Origin of the sequence: Methylobacterium frigidaeris, from assembly GCF_022179185.1 — a bacterium.
GTDB classification, from domain to species: domain Bacteria; phylum Pseudomonadota; class Alphaproteobacteria; order Rhizobiales; family Beijerinckiaceae; genus Methylobacterium; species Methylobacterium frigidaeris.
This window is the reverse complement of the sequence record NZ_BPQJ01000029.1, coordinates 1-23044: the sequence shown is the minus strand read 5'-3', so window position 1 is coordinate 23044 and position 23044 is coordinate 1. Positions and strand designations below refer to the sequence as shown.

The window sequence follows — 23044 nt, the reverse complement described above, 5'->3', positions numbered from 1 at the left end:
GTGACATCAGGGGAGCTGGCTCAAGGCCGCGGGCGGAGCGTCGCTCGGCCTGCGGATATCAATGCGCTCCGCAATCGCCACGACCGGCTGATACAAGTCGAGGCGCTGGTCGATCATGCCGTCGAGGCGGTCATAGACCTCGGCGACCGTCAGGCTGCGCGTCTTCCGGCCCTCTCGACGGAAAAAAAGGCTGCGATTCGCCTTCGCCGCGGCCCGGAACGAGGCCTGGGCCGGCTGATGCGGCTTCTCGGCCGTCAGCTCCATGAACTTGCCCGCGCTGGCGGCTCCCAAGAAGTGGGCGAAGTAGCATTCCGTCGGTTTCAGGTCGCGGCCGAGGCGCTGCTCCACCCGCGACCGGTCGCGCTTCATCATCTCGCCGGCCATCAGGCTCGCCGCGTAGGGGTCGCGCCGCAGGGCAAGCACCCGACGCCGGTCGGCATCCTTCAGAACCACCAACGTGCCGCCGCGCTTCTCGATCAGCTCGGCCTCGGCGGCGTAGCCGTGCTTGGCGCCGAAGCTGCGCAGCAGCTCGAGCCACGTGCCGGTGAGGAACTGGAACAGCCCCTCCGCCGTCGAGGTCGCGGCGCGGACGCTTGGCTGGAAACTCGATTCCTTGTCGGCCAGCGCCATCAGATAGACCGGATCGGTCTCGGTCTCGCGGGCGGCCCGCACGATGGTCTCGACCAGGACCCGCGGCACCTTCTTGTCGCCGAAGATCACCAGCCCGTCCGCCGTCTCCTCGGGAAGCGCCGGCTCGGCACGTGCCGCGTCCTCGCTCCGGGCCGGATCTGCCTGGATCTGTTGCCCGATCTCCCGCGGGACGTCAGGCAGGGACGCGTGCAGGGACGTTCCCCGACGCGAGTCCTGTTGCGTCTCCGGCTGCGTCTCCTGCCGCAGCCGCTCGAGGTCGTCGCGAATCAGCGCCGTGGTGCTCGGCGTCTCCTCGATCAGAGCCGGGCCCGGCCAGTCCGGCGATAGGCCGCGGGAGGTGAGCGGCGGACGCGGGGCCGCGAGGTCGATCCGGTCATGCGCTTCCGCCGCCGGGGCGACGGCGTCCTGCGGCAGGCAGGCCGCGAAGGCGACGCCGACGGCGAGCGCCGCGGCGACCTTGCGGCTCAGCGAGGCGGCCAGGGACAGTGTCCGGCCGCGCGCTTCAGAATGATGGCCTTCGCGGGCATCGAGCCAGCGGATGGTGTCGGTGCCCGCCTCGGGCACGAGTCGGCCAGCGTCGTCGGCGCAGGGCGCCGGCTCCGGGTAAACCCCCATCTCCAACCTTTTGTCCTTGGCGCGGGTCCGGTCCTGACAACCGCGCCGTGTTTCGTGCTTCGCTCGCCGGCACCTCTGGCCGTCCGGTGTGTCCAGAATGGGACGAGGCCGGGGCGGGGCGTGAGGCCATTTTGCGGCACCGTTTCTCGCGAGATGGTTAACGAGAGGTTGGAAAGGCTGCCCGGGACGATCGCGAGGGCGCGAAAAAATCGCGCGCGCCTCGGAACCAAATACTCCCCGGAGCATTTCCAGTCGCCACGCGGAGTGGGCGAACGACTGCCCCGGTGCCCCGCCCGGGGTCCGCGGGCCTTGAAGAGGACAATCCCTACCGATGAGCATGCAGCCCGGTCGGCGCGTCGGCGTCGCTTTCGTCGGGATGGGTGGGGCTGTCGCCACCACCGCCATCGCCGGCATCGAGATGATCAAGTCCGGCTCGAACCGTCTCGATGGACTGCCCCTTGCGGGTCATGCGGTGGCCGGGATGGTCGGGTACAAGGATCTCGTCTTCGGCGGCTGGGATCTCAACGGCGACGACCTCGGCGCCGCGGCGAGCGGGCATGGCGTGCTCACCAAGCAGGATCTCGAGAACGGCGCCCAGGTGCTCAACGGCATGAAGCCGTGGCCGGCGGTCGGCAGCGCCAAGTTCTGCAAGAACATCGACGGCGGCAACCGCATCGTCGCCAAGGACCACCGCGAGGCGGTCGATTGCATCGCCGACGACCTCAAGCGCTTCCGCGAGGAATCGGGCGTCGACGACGTGGTGGTGGTCAACCTCGCCTCCACCGAGCGCTGGCCCGACCTCGACGACCCGACGTTGAACTCGGCCGCCGCCTTCGAGCGCGGCCTCGACGCGAGCGACGAGGCGATCAGCCCGGCGATGCTCTACGCCTACGCGGCGATCAAGAACGGCATCCCCTACGCCAATTTCACCCCGTCGGTCGCTGCCGACGTGCCAGCGCTCGTCGACCTCGCCAAGCAGATGAACGTCCCGGTCGCCGGCAAGGACGGCAAGACCGGCCAGACCATGATGAAGACGGTGCTGGCCCCTGCGCTCAAGTCGCGGGCGTTGCACGTCGACGGCTGGTTCTCGACCAACATCCTCGGCAACCGCGACGGTCTGGCGCTCAACGACAAGGATTCGCTCCAGTCCAAGCTCAACACCAAGGGCACGGTGCTGGATTCGATCCTCGGCTATCCCGTCGAGGACCACCTCGTCCACATCCACTACTACCGCCCGCGCGGCGACGACAAGGAAGCCTGGGACAACATCGACGTCACCGGCTTCCTCGGCCAGCGGATGCAAATCAAGATCAACTTCCTGTGCAAGGACTCGATCCTGGCGGCTCCGCTGGTGATCGAGATCGCCCGCGTCCTCGACCTCGCCAAGAAGCGTGGCGACGGCGGCGTGCAGGAGCAGCTGTCGCTCTTCTTCAAGGCGCCGATGGTCAAGAACGGCCACGGCCCCGAGCACGCTTTCGGCGCGCAGGAGCGGATGCTGCTCGACTGGCTCGGCGTCCACTAGGAATGGCCGGCAGCCCAGACGCGGCGGGTGGGGCTCACGCCCCGCTTCCTCTCCGCGAGCTCCTGGTCGAGCTCAACGACATCAAGCGCGTCCGGTCCGCCGGGCGCGACGGCTCGATCGCCGAGCGGCTGTTCCTCCAGGCCTGGTCGGCACTGACCGGCGGGGCCGATCCGGAGGCCTTGGCCCTCGACATCACCGCCAAGGCGCTCGCAGCCTCCCGCCTCGGCGACCTCGACGCGGCCTTCCTCTCCGCCGCGGGCCTCTCGCCCGCTCAGGCCTCCGCCGTGCTGGTGCGGGGCTTCGACGAGGTGGCGGGCCCGCTCGATCCGGGCCTCGCGGACCGTTTGCGCGCCTGTCTCGCCGCGCCGCAGGACTGGACGGCCGGTCCGGTGCCGCACTTCGCCCTGCTGCAGGCCGACCAGCCGCGGGCCGGCGTGACCTGCCCGGGCAAGCCGCGCATCCTGCTCGAACCGCCGGAGAACCACGCCGAGCACTGCCTGATGGTTGCGGCGTACGGCGTCGCCTTGAGCCCGTTCTACGGCGCCGATCCGACGACGGTCTTCGTCGCGGCCCTCGCCCACCACCTGCACAACGCGCTGATGCCGGATGCCGGCTTCACCGGCGAGATCCTGCTCGGGGATCATCTCGATTCCGTCATCGCGACCTTGAGCGAGCGGGCACTCGCGGAACTGGACGCCCCGCTCCGCGAAGTCGTCGCCTCGTCGCGAAAGATCCTGGCGGATGACGGGACGGCGGAGGGCCGCGCCTTCCACGCCGCCGACGTGATCGACCGGGTGCTGCAGATCGCCCAGCACCTGCGGGCGGCCTCGCTCACCATGGATACGGTGCTGGGCGAGATGGCGCTGGTGCATGACGGCCCGGTGAAGGGGTTTCACGACCGGGTGCTCGCCGACATGCGGCTGCCGTGACGAGGATGGCGGACGCCCCTGGGCGTCTGCGCCCGTGCTCTATCTCACGTCAGAGCCTGCCGCCCGGCGGGCGCCGCGAGGAAACGCATCCGTGATCCCGTTCGGGCTCCTCTCGCCGGTGACCGGCGAGGCGCTGCACCACGACACGCCCCATTCCCTGCGCGAGGGCAAGCGCGGCCCGCGCTGGCCGGTGGTCGACGGCATTCCCTATCTGCGGGTCGGGCGCGACGACCTGGTGCGCGACGTGCTGGGCCATCTCGACAAGGGCGCGCCCGGCCACGCCCTCGAACTCCTGCTCGCCGACCAGGACGATTGGTGGACCGGTCCGCCGGCCGATCCCGCGACCCTGCGCGAGCTCGTGCGCGAGATGAAGTACGTGTCGTTGCGGGAGGCCTGCGCGCGCCTCGGCTGGGGGAGGGTCGGCGACTACTTCGTCAATCGCTGGAGCGACCCGACCTATCTCGCCGGCCTCGCCCTCTTGGAGGCGCACTGGAACAAGCCGGCCTGCGCCTTCGAACTCGCCTGCGGCATCGGCCACTACCTGCGCGAGTTGCAGGCGAGGGGGGTCAGGGTCTCGGGGAGCGACGTGGTCTTCGCCAAGCTCTGGGTCGCCCGCCACTGGGTCGCCGGGCAGCGGCCGCAGCTCGTCTGCTTCGACGCCGCCTCGCCGCACTGGCCGATCAACCAGGCGCCCGTCGACCTCGTGATGTGCCACGACGCGTTCTATTTCTTGCCCGAGAAGGCCCGCATCCTCGATTGCCTGCGCAAGACCGCCGGCGAAGAGGGATGGCTGGCGCTCAGCCACGTCCATAACAGCGCCCGGCCCGGCTTCTCGTCAGGGCACGCGGTCTCGTCGGCCGAGATCGAGGAACTGTTTCCCGACGGACTCGTCTACGACGACGACGAATTGACCCGGGCCCTCGTCGAGGCCCGTGCCCCCGTGCCGGCCGAGCCCGCCACCCTCGACCACGTCGAGGCGTTCTCGGTCGTCTGCGGTCCCGGGATGCGTCCGGCGCCCCGGCCCCTCGTCGACGGCCTGACCCTGCCGCGGGAGGGCGCGCCCTTGCGCCTGAACCCGCTCTACCGACCTGATCCCGCCGGTGGCTACGCCATCGCCTGGCCGTCCGAGCGCTACCGCGACGAGTACGCGGCCCGCGCCACCTATCCGATGCACTCCGAGGGCCCCGAGACCCTGGAGGCGACGCCTGACACCATCGACCGCGCCCGCATCCGCGAGTTCGTCGACCTGCCGGAGCGCTGGTGATGCCGGATTCGATCGGCTGGGGCATCGTCGGATTCGGCTGGGTCGCCCGCGACTTCATGGCCCCGGCGATCCGGGCCGCCGGCCATCGGCTCGTCGCGGTCTGCGATCCCGGGGCGGACGCCCGCGCGGCTGCCGCCGATCTCGGCGCGCACGGCCATGCCGACCTCGCCGGGCTCCTCGCCGAGCCGGAGGTCGAGGCGGTCTACGTCGCGACCCCGAATCACCTCCATCGCGGCGCCGTCGAGGTGCTGGCCGGGGCCGGCAAGGCGATCCTGTGCGAGAAGCCGATGGCGGCCTCGCTCGGGGACGCCGAGGCGATGGCGGCGGCGGTGGCCCGCACCGGCATCCTCTACGGCACCGCCTTCGACCAGCGCCACCACCCGGCTCACCGGCTCCTGCGCGACGAGATCCGCGCTGGCCGGGTCGGCACCGTCACGGCGGTCCGGATCGTCTATGCCTGCTGGCTCGACCGGGGCTGGACGGCGATTCCAGGGCAGACGAACTGGCGCATCGACCAGGCCCAGGCCGGCGGGGGTGCGCTGATGGACCTCGCCCCCCATGGCCTCGACCTGACCGACTTCCTCCTCGACGAGCCGCTCCTCGACGTGACGGCGCTGACCCAGGCCCGGGCCCAGGACTACGCCGTCGACGACGGCGCGCTCCTCATCGGCCGCACCGGGTCGGGCGTGCTGGCGAGCCTGCACGTCGCCTATAACTGCCCCGACGCGCTGCCGCGGCGGCGCCTGGAGATCGCCGGCACGAAGGGCCTGTTGGTTGCCCAGAACACGATGGGCCAGGAATCGGGCGGGAGCGTCACCTTCACCGACGGCGCCGCGGGCGAGACCGTGGCGCTTCGCTTCGACGAGGGAGCCTCGCCGTTCCTGGAGCAGGTGCGGGCCTTCGGGCACTCTCTGCGCGATCCGGCGGGACGCGACGCGTGGTCGGCCGAGCGCGACCTGCACACGATGCGGCTCCTCGCCCGCGCCTACGCCGCCTCCCCCTCGCATCTTCCCGCCCGATCCCCCGTCCTGCCGGCCGCCTGAGGCCCGCGGAGGAGTTCTTCTATCGTGGACAGACCCACCGCACCCCGCCCCTATACCTACGGCCAGACGCGCGTCGTCGAGGGGCTCCCCGAGCGCCTGCCGGACGCGGTCCTGGCCTATCTCGACGTGCTGCCGCCGGGCCGGATCGTCGGCTTTCCCCTGGCGCCCCTCGATCGCACCGGGGTGCCGTGCTGGTTCGTCTCGCTGTTCCTCGACGATCCCTACTTCGTCGGCGCGATGCCGAGCGGGATCGGCTACGGTGCCACCGACGACGAGGCGATCATCGGCTCGGTCGCCGAGATCGCCGAGAACCTGATGCCGAGCCTGGCGCTGATCCCGCGCAAGAAGGAGCGCGGCAGCTACCACGACCTCGTGCGGGTGTTCGGCGCCAAGTCCGTCGCCGATCCGCTCACGCTCGGGCTGCCGGCAGGCAGCCCCGTGAACCGCGACACCGTGCTCGAATGGACCGGCACGGTGCGGGCGCGGACCGGCGAGACGGTGCTGATGCCGCTCGACGTGGCGGCGACCGACTATTTCGAGCTGTCGCCGGGCTACCAGCCCTTCACCAACCTCATCACCAACGGGCTCGGCGCCGGGCCGGACGTCGACTTCGCCCTCGGGCATGGGCTCCTCGAACTGCTCCAGCGCGACGGCAACGGCCTGCTGTTCCGCGCCCTCGACCAGGGCGTGATGCTCGACACCTCGGAGGGCCTCGGCCCCGAGACCCGCTTCATGCTCGACCGGCTGGAATCCTTGGGGATTCGCGCGATGCCGAAATTCGCCACCGATCAGTTCGGCTTCACCAACGTCTACTGCGTCGGCTACGACGTCGATGCGTCGCGCACGCCGGCGCCGATCGCACTCTCGGCCTGCGGCGAGGCCTGCGATCCCGACCGCGAGCGGGCCCTGCGCAAGGCGATCCTGGAGTTCCAGGCGGCGCGGGTGCGCAAGACCTTCGGACACGGGCCGCTCGACCTCGCCCGCTCGATCACCCCGCCGGGCTACGTCGATGCCTTCATCGAGAAGGCGCTGCCGAGCCTCGACCTGGAAGAGGGCAGGGCGCTCGCCGCGATGCTCGACTGGATCGGCGAGCCGGCCGAGACCCTTCGCGGCTTCCTGAGCCAGACGGTCTATTCCGAGCGCGCCACCAAGCGCTTCGCCGACCTGCCGACGCAAGCCGCCCCGACCGGCCAGGATCGCGGCCGCATCGCCCGCGAGCGGCTGGAGGGGCAAGGCTTCGACGTGCTCTACGTCGATGCCTCGCCGCCCGGCGGCGGGGTCGGCATCGTCAAGGCGATCGTGCCGGGGCTCGAGGTCGAGACCATGAGCTACTACCGCATCGGCGAGCGCAACACGCTTAAGCTCATCGAGCGCGACCACCCGCTGATCCGCTTCGGAGAGCCGAGCGAGACCTTGCGCCCGGTGCGCCTGACCCCGGAGGCCCTGGAGCGCTTCGGCGGCCAGCCGCTGTTCGACGTGGCGCTGGCGGACGAGATCGTCGGCCCGCTCTATCCGCTCTACCGCGAGCCGGAATCGCACCACGCGCCGTTCCGCCTCGAGCGCCGGGGGAGGGCGGCATGACCCTGCGCTTCGCCTACAACACTAATGGGGCGGCCAACCACCGCCTCGACGACGCGCTGAACCTCATCGCCGATGCCGGCTACGACGGCGTCGCGCTCACCCTCGACATCCACCACCTCGACCCGTTCGCGGAGAACTGGGCTCAGGAGGCGGAGCGGGTGCGCGGCCGGCTCTACACCCTCGGTCTCGGCTCGGTGATCGAGACCGGGGCCCGCTTCCTCCTCGATCCGCGGGCCAAGCACGAGCCGACCCTGGTGACGGCGGATCCCGCCGGCCGCGCCCGCCGGGTCGCCTTCCTGCACCGCGCCGTCGACATCGCGGCGATCCTCGGCTCGGAGGCGGTGTCGTTCTGGGCCGGCGTGCCGAAGCCCGGCGTCGACCCCGCGGAGGCCCGTACCTGGCTGCGGGCGGGGCTGGAGGAGGTCGTGGCCTACGCCGCCGAGCGCCGGGTTGTCGCGGCGCTCGAGCCCGAGCCCGGCATGCTGGTCGAGACCCTGGACGACTACGCCGCCCTCGACCTGCCCGGCCTTCGGCTCGCCCTCGATACCGGCCACTGCCTGGTGACGCGGGAGCGCGAGCCCGCCGCCGCCGTGACGGAGTTCGCCGACCGGCTCGGCACCGTGGCGATCGAGGACATGGCGCGCGGGGTCCACATCCACCTGCCCTTCGGCGAGGGCGACATGGACGTGCCGGGCGTGCTCGACGCGCTCGAAGCGATCGCCTTCGACCGGCTCGTCTGCGTCGAGCTCTCCCGGGAGAGTCACCGGGCCGACCGGATGATCCCGGACTCGCTCCGCTATCTCCGGGAGTGCCGCCGATGAGGATCTGCTTCGTCAGCCGGCGCTACTTCCCGGCCATCTCCGGCATGAGCGTCTATGCCCAAAACCTGCTGCGCGAGTTGGTCGGTGCCGGTCACGACGTGACGATGGTGAGCCAATACCGGGGCGATGCGTTCGGCACCAAGGTCTATGGCGGCGGCCCGCCGCCGCCGGTGCCCGGCGTGCGGGTGATCGGCCTCGAGCAGATCGGCGAGCAGCAGAGCGGCGATTTCGAGCGCGACATCGCCACGATGGTCGAGACGATCGCGGCGGAGCACGGGCGCAACCCCTTCGACGTGCTGCACGCGCAGTACGGCTATCCCACGGGCTTCGCCACGCTGATCGCCTCCAGGCGCCTGGGCGTGCCGAGCGTGGTCTCGATCCAGGGCGGCGACGGCCACTGGGTCGGCTCCTGCTGCGAGACCCACCGCCTCGCCATGGTGCGGGTGCTGGCTCACGCCAACGCGCTCCTGATCGGCGGGCGCTCCTTCGTGGCCGAGGTCTGCGACCGGCTCGGCAGCGATCCCGACCGCTTCACCATCGTGCCGGGCGCCGTCGACACTGCGCGCTTCCGACCGCCGGAGGGCTGGCAGCCGGGGGATGCCGCCGATCCGGTGCGGTTGTTCTACCACGGCCGGGTCGACCGCCGGAAAGGCGTGCTCGACTTCCTCGACGCGTTGAGCCTGCTGCGCCTGCGCGGCACGCCCTTTTCCGCCATCATCTCGGGCATCGGCCCCGACGTGGAGCCGGCTCGCGCCTTGGCCGCCGATCTCGGCTTCTCGGAAGCCGAGGTGCGCTTCACCGGCTACGCCGATTACGACGCGGTGCCGGGCCTCTACGCCATGGGCGACGTGTTCGTCTCGCCGACCTACGCGGAAGGCTTCTCCAACACCATCCTGGAGGCGATGGCGGCGGGCCAGGCCGTGGTCTCGACCCACTCGGTCGGCGTCTCGGACTGCCTGCGCGACGGCGAGAACGGCCTCCTCGTCCAACCCGGCGACGTGACGGCCCTGGCGGACGCCCTGCACCGGATCATCACCGACCACTCCCTGCGGGCGCGCCTCGCGGCATCCGCCCTGGAGGAGTGCCGCCGGGTCTATTCCTGGCAGGCGGTGGGACGGCAGATCATGGAGGTCTACGCGGCGGTGAAAGGCGAGCGGCCGGACCCGGCCTTCGACCCGGACCTGCCGCACGACCCCGGCTGCCGCTTCCGCGCCGAGCCGCACCTGTTGTGAGGGCACCCCCTCTCCCGTGTGGGAGAGGGGATCCCGCGCCTTATTCGTTACCTTTGAGTACTTGATGCCCACAGCCCTCGCCCTCTCGCCCCATCTCGACGATGCCGCCTTCTCCTGCGGCGGCACCCTGGCGCAGCTCGCGCACGGGGGATGGCAGGTGGTGATGGTGACGCTGCTCACCGCCAGCGTACCGGAGCCGACGGACTTCGCGCTGGCCTGCCAGATCGACAAGGGACTCGGGCCGGAGGTCGACTACATGGCCCTGCGGCGTGACGAGGATCGGGCGGCGGCGGCGGCCCTCGGCCTCAACCTTCCCGTCCACGTCGCGCTCACGGAAGCACCGCATCGCGGCTACGCCTCGGCGCCGGAACTCTTCGCCGAGACCCGGCCCGACGACCCCCTCGCCGACGACCTCGCCCCGGTTCTCGCCCGCCTGATGGCGGAGGCCTCGCCCGACCTGCTGCTCGCCCCGCAGGGGGTGGGCGGCCATGTCGATCACGTCCAGCTGGTGCGGGCGCTGGCCGCCCTGGCCCCGTCCTGCCCGGTCCTGTGGTGGCGCGACTTCCCCTATACCGTGCGCCACCCCGACCCGAAGGAGCCGTTCCGCGACACCTTCGCGGGGCTCCCCGCCGTCACCGTGCGCCTGTCCGCGGAGGAGGAAGCCGCCAAGCACGCGGCCTGCGCCGCTTACGCGAGCCAGATCGGCTTCCAGTTCGGCGGCCCCGCCGGCCTCGCCGAGCGCCTGGGCGCCGAGGGCGCACGCGAGCATTTCCGCCTCGCCGGCGCCATGCCGGACGGGCTCGCCCTCGCGTGAGCGGTGGACCGGCTGCTCCGAAGAGCCTGGCCGACCCCGGCGCCGTCGCGGCGCGCCACGCCCTCGTCGAGGCCAGCCCCCACCTCGCAGCCCTGCGCCGCCTCGCCGAGCGGATCCGGGCCGAGCAGGACAGGCCGGTGCCGGAGGCCGATCCCCTCGACGGCGGCGTGGGGGCCCGCCTGCTCCTCCTCCTCGAGACTCCGGGCCCGGCCACGGGCCGCACCGCCTTCGTCTCCCGCGACAACCCGACCGGCACCGCCGCCAACCTCTTCCGCTTCCTGTCGCAGGCCGGCATCCCGCGGGCCGACACCCTGATCTGGAACGCCGTGCCGTGGGTGATCCACGCCCCCGGCGCCCGCAACCGGGCGCCGCGCACCGGAGAGATCCGGGCAGCGCGGGCCTACCTGCCGCCGTTGCTGGCCCTGATGCCGGACCTCGCGGTCGTCGTCCTGTCCGGCCGCGTCTCCCAGACCCTGGCATCGGACCTCGCCGCGGCGCACCCGGACCTGCCCGTGGTGGCGATCCCGCATCCGAGCCCGACCTACGTTTGCACCAGCCCCCTGGTCTCCCAGCGCATCGCCGCCGGCCTCGCCGAGGCGGCGCGTCGTCTCGGCCTTCCCGGCTGATGTCCCGCCCGCCGCATGGTCCGGCTGGTCATTCGCCGGCAGAGCGCCTAAATGGCCCCTCATGCGAGCGGGGCTCGGTCGGAGTGCCGCCGGGCACCTTTGTGCGCGAGCCTGGCCGCGATCGGCCGCGGGCTCGCGCCGGCGACCAGCGGGGTCGGACGCCGACGCGATGAACTTCGCCACGCAGGACAAGAACCTCGCGCAGGCCAAACCCCTGCGCGATGCCGGCGCCGGGGGCGGGCTGCCGCGCGACGAGGATCCGGCCGGGCACGAACCCGGCAAGGATCCGGGCTCCAAACCGGGCCCGGAGGAGCACCGCGCCCGCCACCGGCGTCGCTACGCCTGGATCGGCACGCTCGCCAGCGTCGTGCTGTTCGTCATCTCCCTCGGGGTGCTGGGCAAGCTCGTCTCCACCGTCACCTGGGCCGAGCTGCGCACCGCCTTCCTGGCGGCGACGCCGGACCAGATCGGGCTGGCCATCGCGCTCGTCGTGGTGAGCTACCTCTTCCTCACCTGCTACGACGCCCTGGCGCTCCGCCAGCTCAAGCTGAAGGTGCCCTACCGCACCACCGCGCTCGCCTCCTTCACCAGCTACGCGGTGAGCTTCAACTTGGGCTTCCCGCTGCTCACTGCCGGCACGGTGCGCTACTGGATCTATTCCGGGCAAGGCCTCAGCCCCGGGCGCATCGCGGCGCTCACCATCGTCGCCGGCTTCACCTTCTGGCTCGGCATGGGGGCGGTGCTCGGCATCAGCCTGATCCGCGAGGCCGAGCCGCTCTCGCACCTCACCTATACCAGCGTCCTGCTCAACCAGGGGTTCGGCGTCGCAACGCTCGCCGCGGTGATCGCCTACCTCGTCTGGGTCTCGCTCAGGCGCCGCAGCGTCAAGGTGCGGGGCTGGCGCCTGGAACTGCCGGGCCTGAAGCTCTCCCTGAGCCAGATGCTGGTCGGCGCCGGCGACGTCTGCGCGGCGGCCGGCGTGCTCTACGTGCTGCTGCCGGCCGGCCACGGCGTCAGCTTCGAGACCTTCCTGGCGATCTACGTGCTCGCCGCGATGCTCGGCATCGCCAGCCACGCGCCAGGCGGGCTCGGGGTGTTCGAGGCCACGGTGCTGCTGGCGCTCTCGGGCCTGCCGCGGGAATCGGTGCTCGGCGCGCTGCTGCTGTTCCGGGTCTGCTACTACCTGATCCCGTTCGTGGTGGCGCTCGCGGCGCTCGGCGCCTATGAGATCGCCAAGCGGGCGCGCCTCACCCCGCGGGAGGCGCCTGACGATGATGCCGCCGAGAGCGACCCGACGCCCTGAGCCCGGCGGTTCGCTCGACGACTTGCCGCCCGACGACTTGCCGCCTGCCGCCTTGCCGCCCGCCGCCCCGACGACGATGCCGCCGTTCCTGCCCGGCGCCTCCGGCGCCCTCACCGCCGCCCGGCGGGCGGCCTGGCGGGGCGCGCTCTGCGCCGTGCTGGTTGTCCTGGCCATCCAGGCCTGGCGTCACGGGTTCGATCTCGGCACCGGGCTCGCCGGCCTCGTCGCCCTCCTGGCCGGCGGCCTCGCGGCGGCGCCGCGCCGGGGCGAGCCGGTGCCGCGCTCCGATGCCGCGCCGGGGCGGGGCCGCCACGGCCTCGCCGAGGCCCTGCTCGCCAACATCCCCGATCCCGTGATCCTGATCGATCGCCGCTCCCTGGTGATCGAGTCGAACGCCGCCGCCCGGGCGCTCCTGCCCTCCTTGCGGCCCCGCCACCCGCTCTCCTTCGCGCTGCGCGACCCCGACGTGCTCGACGGCATCGAGACGGTGCTCCGCACCGGCGAGCCGCTGAAGACGGTCTATTCCCCGCGGGTGCCGACCGAGCGCACCTTCGAGGTCCAGATCGGCGCCATGCAGGGCGGCGAGGCCGGGCGGGCCGGGCCGAACCTCGTGCTCTTTCTGCGCGACCTCACCTCGGCCCAGCGCCTGGAGACGATGCGGGTCGATTTCGTCGCCAATGCCAGCCACGAGCTGCGCACCCCGCTCGCCTCGCTCCTCGGCTTCATCGAGACCCTGCAGGGCCCGGCCCGGGACGACGCCAAGGCGCGCGAGCGCTTCCTCGGCATCATGCGGGTGCAGGCCCTGCGCATGACCCGGCTGATCGACGACCTCCTGTCGCTCTCCCGCATCGAGCTGCGTGCCCACGTGCCGCCGACCGAGGTGGTCGATGTCGGTCCGCTCGCCCGCCAGATCGCCGATGCGCTCGGGGTGATCGCCCGCGAGCGCGGCGTCGCCATCACGCTCGACGCGACGTCGGGGCCGCACCGCGTGCTGGGCGACCGCGACGAGATCCTGCGGGTGATCGAGAACCTGGTCGAGAACGCCGTGAAGTATGGTGGCGACGGCGGCCGGGTCGAGCTGCGATTGGAGACCCTGCCGGCGGAGGATGGCCGGCCGCCGCAGGTCGAGATCGCGGTGCGCGACGAGGGCCCGGGCATCGCCCCCGAGCACCTGCCGCGCCTGACCGAGCGGTTCTACCGGGTCGATGCCGTGTCCAGCCGCCAGCAGGGTGGCACGGGCCTCGGCCTCGCCATCGTCAAGCACATCCTCAACCGCCATCGCGGCCGGCTGGTGATCGAGAGCACCCCGGGGGAGGGGGCCACCTTCCGCGCGCTGATCCCGGCCCTGACCCCGGCTCACGGCGATGCGAAGACCACCGCGGATCAGGGGCAGGCGACGAGCAGGCGCCCGGTATAGTCGGCGGCCGCCGCTGCCGCCGCGCCCGGCGTGCCGGTGGCCTCCTCGTCGGGGATCAGCTGCTCGCCCTCCTTCGCCTGCCGGGCCGGGCGGTTGAGCTTCAGCACGCACTCCGTGCTGCCCGACAGCCTGACCGGATCCCCCGGCGGCAGCCCGAAGGCGACGTAGAAGTCCGGATCGTCGAAGCTCACCACCAGGTTGCGCACCGGGCCGGTCGGCGCCTGCGGCACCAGCGTGAAATCGAGGGTGAGGCGCCCCTCCGAGAAGCTCGCCTTCGGCGCGGGGCCGCCCTTCAGGGCCAGGGGGCGGCCGTTGAGCTTGCCTTGCGTGAAGAACGCCGTCTCGGCCATCGCCTCCAGGCGCTCGACGGCCATCGCATCGAGCTTCTTCTGGTCCGGCACGCCGTCGCGCTTCGAATCGAGGTTCAGCACGGCAAAGGCCGAGTATTCCGGGTCGAAGGTCCAGGATTCGCGGATCGCCACCAGGTTACGCTTCTGGTCGAGCACCAGCTCGGCCCGGGCCTGCACCCAGACATGGGGATGCGCCAGCGCCGCCCCCGCCCCGCCGCACAGCATCGCCACAGCCACCAGAAACCGCCCGATCATCGCCCGCTCCCGCTTCGCCCCGCGCTCTGGAGCTTGAGCACGGCGAAACCATGTTCGCGGTGCAGGGCGCAGCCTCGATCCGAGCCGTATCGCAGGGCCGCCCGGCACCCCACATCGGGTCCGGGAGACCGCACCATGACCGCATCCGCCCGCCGCCTCACCCTGCCCGTCGAGGGCATGACCTGCGCATCCTGCACCGGCCGGGTCGAGCGTGTGCTGAAACGGGTACCGGGCGTGCAGTCCGTCGCCGTCAACCTCGCCACCGGCCGTGCGACCCTCGACCTCACCCCCGACAACGACCCCAGGGCGCTCGCCGAGGCGGTCGAGGGTGCCGGCTATGCCGTGCCGGAGGCGGTGAGCGAACTCGCCGTCGAGGGCATGACCTGCGCGTCCTGCACCGGCCGCGTCGAGCGGGTGCTCGAGGCCGTGCCCGGCGTGCGCGAGGCGAGCGCCAACCTCGCCACCGGCCGGGTGACCGTGCGCCACCCCGCCGGCCTCGTGCCGCTCGAGTCCCTCGAGGTGGCCGTGCGGGAGGCGGGCTACGAGCCCCGCCCGGCGACGGCGGAGATGGCGGCGCCCGCCGCTCCCCGCGAGGCCGGGACGCTGACCCGCGACCTGATCCTCGCCGCCCTGCTCTCGCTCCCCGTCGTGGTGCTCGACATGGGCAGCCACGTCGCCGGCCACGGCCTCCTGCCCGGGGCCTGGAGCGCCGGCATCCAGGCCGTGTTCGCCACCCTGGTGCTGTTCGGCCCCGGCCGACGCTTCTTCGCCCGCGGCCTGCCCGGGCTGCTGCGCGGCCATCCGGACATGAATGCCCTCGTGGCCTTGGGCGCCGGCGCGGCCTACCTGTTCTCCCTGGTCGCGACCGTCAGCCCCGGCTTGCTGCCCGTGGGAGCGGCCCACGTCTATTTCGAGGCCTCGGTCCTCATCGTCACCCTGATCCTGCTCGGGCGCAGCCTGGAGGCGCGGGCACGGGGCCGGACCGGGGCAGCGGTGGCCCGCCTCGTCGGCTTGGCGCCGAAAACCGCGCTCCTCCTGCGCGACGGCGCCGAGACCGAGGTGCCGGCGGCGGAGCTGGCGGTTGGCGACCGGGTCCGCGTCCGCCCCGGCGAGCGCCTGCCGGCGGACGGACGGGTGGTCGAGGGCCGGTCCCGCATCGACGAGAGCATGCTCACCGGCGAGCCGGTGCCGGTGGCGAAGGGGCCGGGCGATCCCGTCACCGGCGGCACCGTCAACGGCACCGGCGCGCTCACCGTCTCGGTCGAGCGGGTCGGCGCCGACACGGCGCTGGCGCAGATCGTTCGCATGGTCGAGGCGGCGCAGGGCGCGAAGCTCCCGATCCAGGCCCTCGCCGACCGGGTCACCGCCCGCTTCGTGCCCGCGGTGCTCGCCTTGGCCCTCGTCACGTTCCTGGCCTGGCTCGCCCTCGCGCCGGCCCCCGCCCTTGGCGAGGCCCTGGTCCACGCCGTCGCGGTGCTGATCATCGCCTGCCCCTGCGCCATGGGCCTCGCCACCCCGACCTCGATCATGGTCGGCACCGGCCGGGCGGCGGAGCGCGGCGTCCTGTTTCGCAGCGGCCAGGCGCTCCAGGCCCTGGAGGAGGTGCGCGTCGTCGCCTTCGACAAGACCGGCACCCTGACCGAGGGCCGCCCGACCCTCACCGACCTGATCCCCGCCCCCGGCTTCGACCCCGACACGGTGCTGGCCAGTGCTGCCGCCCTCGAATCCCGCTCCGAGCACCCGATCGCCCGGGCCATCGTGGCTGCCGCCGCGGCGAAGGGTCTCGACGTGCCGCCGGTGAGCGAGGTCGCGGCGGTGCCGGGCCACGGCATCACCGGCCGGGCCGGCGGCCAGGCGGTCGCGGTCGGCGCCGCCCGCCACCTCGCCGGCCTCGACCTCTCGGGGCTGGCGCCCGAGGCCGAACGCCTGGCGGCGCAAGGGCGCTCCCCGCTCTACGTCGCCCTCGACGGGGTTCCGGCGGCCTTGCTGGCGGTGTCGGACCCGGTCAAGCCCGGGGCGGCCGAGGCCGTGCGGGCGCTGACCGGCCAGGGCCTCGCGGTGGCGCTGGTCACCGGCGACGACCGGCGCACCGCCGAGGGCGTCGCCCGCAGCCTCGGCATCGCCACGGTGCTGGCCGAGGTGCTGCCCGCCGGCAAACGCGACGCCGTCCAGGCGCTGCGTGCCCAGTACGGCCCGGTCGCCTTCGTGGGCGACGGCATCAACGACGCCCCGGCGCTGGCCGAGGCCGATACGGGCCTGGCGCTCGGCACCGGCACCGACGTGGCGGTGGAGAGCGCCGACGTGGTGCTGATGGCCGGCGATCCCGCCTCCGTCGCCGAGGGCCTGAGGCTGTCGCGGGCGGTGATGCGCAACATCCGCCAGAACCTGTTCTGGGCCTTCGCCTACAACGTGGCGCTGATCCCGGTGGCGGCGGGGGTGCTGCGGGCGGTCGGCGGGCCCTCCCTGTCGCCGGTGCTGGCCGCCGGCGCCATGGCCCTGTCGAGCGTGTTCGTGGTCGGGAACGCGCTGCGGCTCCGGCGGGCGTGAGACCTCAGGCGCGGATGGCGTCGAGGCCCTTCCAGTCGAAGGCGATGCCGTGGCCCGGGCGGTCCGGCGCCACCGCGAAGCCGTCCTCGATCGCCAGCGGCTCGGCGATGTAGGCGTCGAGGCCGAAGCCGTGCGCCTCCAGGTAGGAGCGGTTCGGGCAGGCGGCGAGCAGGTGCACCGTGACGTCGTGCGCGCCGTGGGAGGTGACCGGCAGGTTGAAGGCCTCCGCCAGGTGCGCGATCTTCATGAACGGGGTCACGCCGCCGCAATTCGTCACGTCCGGCTCCGGGAAGGTGACGCCGCCCGCCGCGATCAGCTGCTTGAAGTCCCACAAGGTCCGCAGGTTCTCGCCGGCGGCGATCGGCAGGCCGCCCTCGCGCACGACCCGGGCCTGGCCGGCGACGTCGTCGGGAATCACCGGCTCCTCCAGCCAGAACGGCTCGAACGGCTGCAGGGCGCGTGCGGCGCGGATCGCCTCGTCGGCGCTCCAGCGCATGTTGGCGTCGACCATCAGCGGGAAGCCGTCACCGAGGTGCTCGCGCATCGCACGCACCCGCTCGACATCCTCGGAGAGGCGCGTCCGGCCCACCTTCATCTTGATGGCCCGGAACCCCTTCCTGAGGTTGTCGTCGGTCTGCCGCAGCAACTGGTCGAGGGGTAGCTGCAGGTCGATGCCGCCGGCGTAGCACGGCACTCTGGCGTCGTGGCCGCCGAGCAGCGTCCAGAGCGGCTGGCCGAGGCGCTTCGCCTTCAGGTCCCACAACGCCATGTCGAGAGCCGACTGGGCGAGCACGGCGGCCCCGCCGCGGCCGCCGTAATGCTGGCCCCACCAGATCCGCTGCCACAGGTGCTCGATCCGGTCGGCCTCCTGCCCGACGATCTGCTCGGGAATGTCGCGCCGCAGGATCGCGTCGATCGCCGCGCCGTTGCGGCCGCAGGTATAGGTGTAGCCGATGCCCTCCGCGCCGTCCGCGTCGCGTAAGACGACGGTGTTGAGCTCGAAGGCCGGCATGTCGCCGTGCATGCTGTCGCTGAGGGTCACGGCCAGCGGCACGCGATAGTAGCCGGCCTCCAGCGAAACGATGCGGGGCATGGTGCTCCTCCCTTTTTGCAGCTCTTCGGCCGCTCCCGGACAGGTCAGTCCGGTGTTATGATTATGGCCTATGATCGGATAGCCCTATCGTCAAGACATGGTTGTGATGCACGATCCATGAGGGCGGAGGTGTTGTTGGCAAGAGTATTCTGCCCTATGACGGAACTGCGCGCACCCGCCAATCTGTAGGGCGCAATATGATTTCGCGCGTTCATACTTTGTGTTGACTGCCGCGGAATTGCCTCGCGCGCCGTCCCGTGCTGATATGCCGGAAAGTCGCCCGACGAACGGGGCGCGTGGGAGGAATCGATCGATGAAGCGGGTGATCGCGGGGGCGGTGTCGCTGGGCGCGCTGATTATGGCAGCGCTGCCGGCCGTGGCGCAGGACAACAAGACGCTCACCGTCTGGTTCAGCAAGGGCTTCTATCGGTCCGAGGACGAGTCGCTCTGGGCGACCATCAAGAAGTTCGAGCAGAAGACCGGGATCAAGGTCGAGCTGTCGCAATACGCGATCCAGGACATGATCCCGAAGACCGTGGCGGCGCTCGATTCCGGCTCGCCGCCCGACGTCGGCTATTCCGACACCTACAACAACCAGGCCGCCGGCAAGTGGGCCTTCGAGGGCAAGCTCGAGGACCTCACCGACATCCTCCAGCCGATGATGCCGCGCTTCGCGCCGCAGACCGTCGAGCACGTGCTGCTCATGAACGGCCAGACCGGCAAGAAGGCCTATTACGGCTTCCCGCTCAAGCGCCAGACGCTCCACACCGAGATCTGGGGCGACATGCTCGACAAGGCCGGCTTCAAGCAGGCCGACATCCCGCAGAAGTGGTCCGACTACTGGGCGTTCTGGTGCGACAAGGTCCAGCCCGGCTACCGCAAGGCGTCCGGCACCCGCGCCTACGGGATCGGCGCGCCGATGGGCGTGGAATCGACCGACAGCTTCCAGTCCTTCTACGCCTTCATGGACGCCTACGACGCCAAGCTCGTCGACAGCGACGGCAAGCTGACCGTCGATGACCCGAAGACCCGCGAGGGCGTGGTCAAGGCGCTGAAGGACTACACCGACCCCTACATCAAGGGCTGCGTGCCGCCCTCGGCCACGACCTGGAAGGACCCCGACAACAACGTCGCCTTCCACAACCGCACCACGGTGATGACGCACAACTTCACCATCTCGATCGCCGCGAAGTGGTACGAGGACAGCGTCAACCCGAACAACACCCCTGAGCAGCGCGAGGCCTCGAAGAAGGCCTACGAGGAGACCATCATCACCGCGCCGTTCCCGAACCGGCCGGACGGCAAGCCGATGACCTACCGCGCCGACGTCAAGCAGGGCGTGGTCTTCTCGGGCGCCAAGAACAAGGCGGCGGCCAAGGAGTTCGTGAAGTTCATCATGGAGGAGGACAACCTCCGTCCCTACGTCGAGGGCGCGATCGGCCGCTGGTTCCCGGTCACCAAGGACTCGATCGAGAGCCCGTTCTGGCAGGCCGACAAGCACCGCAAGGCGGTCTACAACCAGTTCAAGTCCGGCACCGAGCCGTTCGACTACGTGAAGAACTACAAGTTCACGCTGGTCAACAACGAGAACGTGTTCGCCAAGGCGATGAACCGGGTAGTGAGCGAGAAGGTCCCGGTCGAGAAGGCCGCCGACGAGATGCTGACCCGCATCAAGCAGATCGCCGGGCAGTAATCGCCCGACCGACGCGCTGAGTTCGGGAGCCGGGTCCGCCCTTCATGGTCGGATCCGGCTCACCGCTTTCGACCAGGCCCCATCCGGTGTCGCCCGCGGCAGGGCTTCATTGAGGAGACCGACCATGTCCGCAACGGTCGCTGAGGCAGCGCCGGTCGCCGCGGCCCAGCCCTTCCGCCTGACCTCGTGGCAGGCCTGGGGGCTGATCCTGATCGCGCCCTACCTGCTGATCTTCCTGTTCTTCGTCATCTACCCGATCGGCTACGGGCTGTGGCTGGCGCGCAGCCCCGCGAGCTACGTGCATCTGGCCGAAGATCCGATCTTCGCCCGCGCCGTCGTCAACACGCTGATCTTCCTGATCGTCGGCATCAACGTGAAGATGGCGATCGCGCTGATGCTGTCGGGCTTCTTCACCAACGAGCGGAAGTGGATCCGCTGGCTGTCGGTGCTGTTCATCCTGCCCTGGGCGGTGCCGTCGATCCCGACGATCCTGTCGGTGCGGTTCATGCTGAACCCCGAATGGGGCGTGGTGAACTCGCTGATCTTCCGCTTCACCGGCGATGACGGCCCGAACTGGCTCAACGACCCGTCGCTGGCGCTCACGCTGGCCATCGGCGTCCATATCTGGAAGTCGCTGCCGTTCTGGACGCTGATCCTGCTCGCCGGGCGCCTCGCCATCTCGGCCGATCTCTACGAGGCGGCCTCCGTCGACGGCGCCACCAAGTGGCAGAAGTTCCTGCACGTCACCTGGCCGTCGATGCGGACGCTCTACGTGACCTGCACCATCCTGTCGATGATCTGGACGCTGGGCGACTTCAACTCGGTCTACCTGCTCACCGGCGGCGGTCCCGCCGACCTGACCCACGTGCTGGCGACGCTCGGCATCCGGTACCTGCGGCTCGACCAGGTCGACCACTCGATGGCGGCGGTGGTCTGCGCGATGCCGTTCGTGCTGCCGCTGGTCTACGTGCTGATGAAGAGGCTCTCGAAATGAGCACGACCACCACGGCCCGCGCGTCCCTCGCGACGCCTTCGGCGGAGGAGCGCTCCGCCGCCCGGACCAACTGGCTGCGCGCCGCCGGCACCGAGGCGAAGCTCCTCCTCGTCGGCATCCCGGTCCTGCTCTGGACCGTGATCCCGATCTACCACCTCGTCCTGTTCGCGATCTCGCCGAAGCAGGACGCGATGTCGGGTGCGCTGTTCCCGGCCCACCCGACGCTGCAGAACTTCAAAGTGGTGTTCGGGCAGCAGCACTACTTCCTGTCGAATTTCTGGCAGCAATTCTGGAACTCGGCCGTCATCGCCTTCGCGACCGGCGTGCTGACGCTGCTCGTCGCCACCGCGGCGGCCTTCGCGATCAGCCGCCTGAAGGTGAAGGGCGGTCGGACCGTGATGAACATGGCGCTGTTCACCTACTTCATCCCGGCCGCGTTCCTGGCCGTGCCGATGTACAAGACGATGGGGGCCTACGGGCTGCTCAACTCGAAGTGGGCCTTGATCCTCGCGATGGTGACGATCGCCAGCCCCTACGCGATCTGGGTGCTGAAGCAGGCCTCCGACAAGCTGCCGGTGGAGCTGGACGAAGCCGCGATCATGGACGGCGCCTCGCCGCCCCAGCTCTTCCGCTTCGTCTACCTGCCGCTGATGGTCCCGTCGCTCGTCGCGATCGGCGTCTACGCGCTGCTGCTCGCCTGGAACGAGTACCTGTTCGCCTTCCTGCTCCTGTCGCGCGACACCGACGTGACGCTGCCGGTGGCCCTGGGCAGCTTCCTGGCGGCGGATGACTCGCCGTGGGAGCTGCTGATGACCACCGGGTTGATCTACGCCCTGCCGCCGGCCGCGATCTATTACGTGTTCAAGCGGTATATGGTGGGTGGGTTGACGGCTGGGGCGGTGAAGAGCTGAATTGCCGATAGATCTAGCAGTTTAGTCTGCAATGTCGGCCACGGATAAATTCGTGGCCGACATCATTTTTATCGGCACTTTGCACTTATGTGTTTTTAGTTTCAGGTGGAGCGAGAGGTTTATTGCGTTTCCTATTTCGGCGCCGTTTCTTGGGCGCCTCGTGACTCTCGACTTTCACAGGGGGCTTAGCAATTTGAGCTTTTTCATGTTTAGGGTTGCCCTTTGGTTTGTTGAAATTTCTCTTTTTGATCACATCCCGGCCTGAATTGAGATGCTTGTCGCTCCGGCGTGATTTTTCGAACCACTCTCCAAACGTGGTAAATCTTATAACTCTCGCCTTAGCCTTTTGAAGCGCGGGCGAGTCAGTTTCTTTCTCAAGTTGCTGAATTCGATCAAAGTATCTTACTGCTGCCTCCCTAGCAAGTTCCCGTTGACCATGTTTGATTAGTGCGCTTAGATGGCCGTTGATCAGAGTTACAATCGGATACTGATCAGTTGTAATTTGACTCTTCGCATCTTGAGCCGTAAGTGATTTCACGGCATTGCTTATTAAAGATCTTGCGGTGGCATCATAATTTATTCGATCTTTTGCGACTCTCAGTTCTATATCAGCAAGAGCATGGATGGCGAACTCATTGGCCGAATACGCTTCGATAGATTTTTTCAGCATTATAATTGCAGAGCCGAGTTTATTAATATCAGCCATATATAGGCCGTACTGGAGCCAAAAATGCCCATCAAGCTGGAAATCTACCTCAAAATCTTGATAAACTTCTGCACCTCTTTTGATTTGCCCATGGCTCTTGGCGATATTTATAACAAAAGAATGATTTGTAACATACTTGAAAAGAGTATAGTCCGTGCGTGCGACACTTTTTATGACGGGTATATCAAATTTGCGATAAGTTTTTAGTGTAGCTGTGATTGCTTTGACAATTTCGTCAAAATTGGTAACGCTATCCAAGATATGTCTAACATACAAATCATGTCTGGCGACCAGACGGCCGGCTTCAGTTTCTGATACTATTCCATCTAGTGGGCTCATTGCTTGGTCGAAGCTTCTCTTCTCTGAAATATAGCTATATGCTTCCTTGGCGGCCTCGATGCTTATGCCAACTCTCGCAAGTGTCGCTATCCCAATAATAATGAACAATCTTCGTGAGTCGTCGTCAGGCAAGCCTTCGAACTCGTTTGTGATAATCTCGTCAAATCGCTCTGATTGAGTGGCTTCACGTAGTGCTATCAGAAGCTGACTTTTTGAGTCGGCCAATTTTGAGACTTGTTCCTGCTTACTTAATTGCCTAAACTTGGGAGATGGAACATATTTTGTAATTACCCAGGGGGTTTGGCGCGGTGCACGAGCCGGCTGACCTTGCCGAAGCC

The 23044-nt window shown here is 69.5% G+C and carries 19 protein-coding genes; 15 read left to right on the top strand and 4 right to left on the bottom strand.

Going from position 1 to position 23044, the window contains the following annotated elements:
* Positions 1-6 precede the first annotated feature (6 nt).
* Positions 7-1266 carry a transglycosylase SLT domain-containing protein gene (locus tag MFF64_RS24680; RefSeq protein WP_099907780.1) on the bottom strand — a complete coding sequence of 420 codons (1260 nt, stop codon included), beginning with the start codon at positions 1264-1266 and terminating at the stop codon, positions 7-9.
* 331 nt (positions 1267-1597) lie between these two features.
* On the opposite strand from MFF64_RS24680, the gene MFF64_RS24675 reads away from it, so the two are divergent.
* The 11 genes from MFF64_RS24675 (at position 1598) to MFF64_RS24625 (ending at position 13818) form a co-directional block, all read left to right on the top strand.
* Positions 1598-2788, top strand: a complete 1191-nt coding sequence (locus MFF64_RS24675) for an inositol-3-phosphate synthase (protein WP_099907782.1) — start codon at positions 1598-1600, stop codon at positions 2786-2788.
* A gap of 2 nt (positions 2789-2790) precedes the next feature.
* Entirely contained in the window at positions 2791-3717 is a 927-nt protein-coding gene (locus MFF64_RS24670) for an HD domain-containing protein (RefSeq protein WP_099907785.1), read from the top strand.
* Positions 3718-3808: 91 nt separating this feature from the next.
* Positions 3809-4981 (top strand): class I SAM-dependent methyltransferase, encoded by a 1173-nt coding sequence (locus MFF64_RS24665; protein WP_099907787.1) that lies wholly within the window; start codon positions 3809-3811, stop codon positions 4979-4981.
* The gene (locus MFF64_RS24660; RefSeq protein WP_099907789.1) at positions 4981-6024 is read left to right on the top strand and encodes a Gfo/Idh/MocA family protein; all 1044 of its coding nucleotides are present in this window, start codon (positions 4981-4983) and stop codon (positions 6022-6024) included. The genes MFF64_RS24665 and MFF64_RS24660 overlap by 1 nt, the downstream gene beginning before the upstream one ends.
* Positions 6025-6048: 24 nt before the next feature.
* On the top strand, positions 6049-7605 hold the full coding sequence (locus tag MFF64_RS24655; protein ID WP_238192691.1) for a YcaO-like family protein: 1557 nt from the start codon (positions 6049-6051) through the stop codon (positions 7603-7605).
* The gene (locus MFF64_RS24650) at positions 7602-8426 is read left to right on the top strand and encodes a sugar phosphate isomerase/epimerase family protein (RefSeq protein ID WP_238192690.1); all 825 of its coding nucleotides are present in this window, start codon (positions 7602-7604) and stop codon (positions 8424-8426) included. The genes MFF64_RS24655 and MFF64_RS24650 overlap by 4 nt, the downstream gene beginning before the upstream one ends.
* Positions 8423-9658, top strand: a complete 1236-nt coding sequence (locus MFF64_RS24645) for a glycosyltransferase family 4 protein (RefSeq protein WP_238192689.1) — start codon at positions 8423-8425, stop codon at positions 9656-9658. The genes MFF64_RS24650 and MFF64_RS24645 overlap by 4 nt, the downstream gene beginning before the upstream one ends.
* Positions 9659-9719: 61 nt before the next feature.
* Positions 9720-10472 carry a PIG-L deacetylase family protein gene (locus tag MFF64_RS24640; protein WP_099901161.1) on the top strand — a complete coding sequence of 251 codons (753 nt, stop codon included), beginning with the start codon at positions 9720-9722 and terminating at the stop codon, positions 10470-10472.
* Positions 10469-11098 carry a uracil-DNA glycosylase gene (locus MFF64_RS24635; protein WP_238192688.1) on the top strand — a complete coding sequence of 210 codons (630 nt, stop codon included), beginning with the start codon at positions 10469-10471 and terminating at the stop codon, positions 11096-11098. Before MFF64_RS24640 ends, MFF64_RS24635 begins: the two co-directional genes overlap by 4 nt.
* 169 nt (positions 11099-11267) lie before the next feature.
* On the top strand, positions 11268-12401 hold the full coding sequence (locus MFF64_RS24630; RefSeq protein WP_099907600.1) for a lysylphosphatidylglycerol synthase domain-containing protein: 1134 nt from the start codon (positions 11268-11270) through the stop codon (positions 12399-12401).
* A 76-nt stretch (positions 12402-12477) separates the two neighbouring features.
* Positions 12478-13818, top strand: a complete 1341-nt coding sequence (locus tag MFF64_RS24625) for an ATP-binding protein (protein ID WP_099907603.1) — start codon at positions 12478-12480, stop codon at positions 13816-13818.
* Here the strand turns inward: MFF64_RS24625 and MFF64_RS24620 are convergent.
* Complete coding sequence (locus tag MFF64_RS24620; protein ID WP_099907598.1) at positions 13785-14423, bottom strand: DUF1007 family protein; 639 nt, start codon at positions 14421-14423, stop codon at positions 13785-13787. The two genes, MFF64_RS24625 and MFF64_RS24620, sit on opposite strands and share 34 nt — an antisense overlap.
* A 135-nt stretch (positions 14424-14558) precedes the next feature.
* Here MFF64_RS24620 and MFF64_RS24615 point away from each other — a divergent pair, with 135 nt between their 5' ends.
* On the top strand, positions 14559-16970 hold the full coding sequence (locus tag MFF64_RS24615; RefSeq protein WP_099907597.1) for a heavy metal translocating P-type ATPase: 2412 nt from the start codon (positions 14559-14561) through the stop codon (positions 16968-16970).
* A 4-nt stretch (positions 16971-16974) separates the two neighbouring features.
* On the opposite strand, the gene MFF64_RS24610 is transcribed toward MFF64_RS24615, so the two are convergent.
* Positions 16975-18063: a mandelate racemase/muconate lactonizing enzyme family protein gene (locus MFF64_RS24610; RefSeq protein ID WP_099907595.1), complete on the bottom strand. Its 1089-nt coding sequence runs from the start codon at positions 18061-18063 to the stop codon at positions 16975-16977.
* Positions 18064-18376: 313 nt separating this feature from the next.
* Here MFF64_RS24610 and MFF64_RS24605 point away from each other — a divergent pair, with 313 nt between their 5' ends.
* From MFF64_RS24605 to MFF64_RS24595, 3 genes are all read left to right on the top strand, one after another.
* Entirely contained in the window at positions 18377-19756 is a 1380-nt protein-coding gene (locus MFF64_RS24605) for an ABC transporter substrate-binding protein (RefSeq protein WP_099907594.1), read from the top strand.
* A gap of 124 nt (positions 19757-19880) precedes the next feature.
* Positions 19881-20750: a carbohydrate ABC transporter permease gene (locus tag MFF64_RS24600; RefSeq protein ID WP_099907592.1), complete on the top strand. Its 870-nt coding sequence runs from the start codon at positions 19881-19883 to the stop codon at positions 20748-20750.
* A complete protein-coding gene (locus MFF64_RS24595; RefSeq protein ID WP_238192687.1) occupies positions 20747-21661 on the top strand; it encodes a carbohydrate ABC transporter permease in 915 nt (304 codons plus the stop codon). The genes MFF64_RS24600 and MFF64_RS24595 overlap by 4 nt, the downstream gene beginning before the upstream one ends.
* 85 nt (positions 21662-21746) lie before the next feature.
* Here MFF64_RS24595 and MFF64_RS24590 read toward each other — a convergent pair.
* Positions 21747-23044: hypothetical protein (locus tag MFF64_RS24590; protein ID WP_238192686.1), on the bottom strand; the 1298-nt coding region annotated here is incomplete at its 5' end.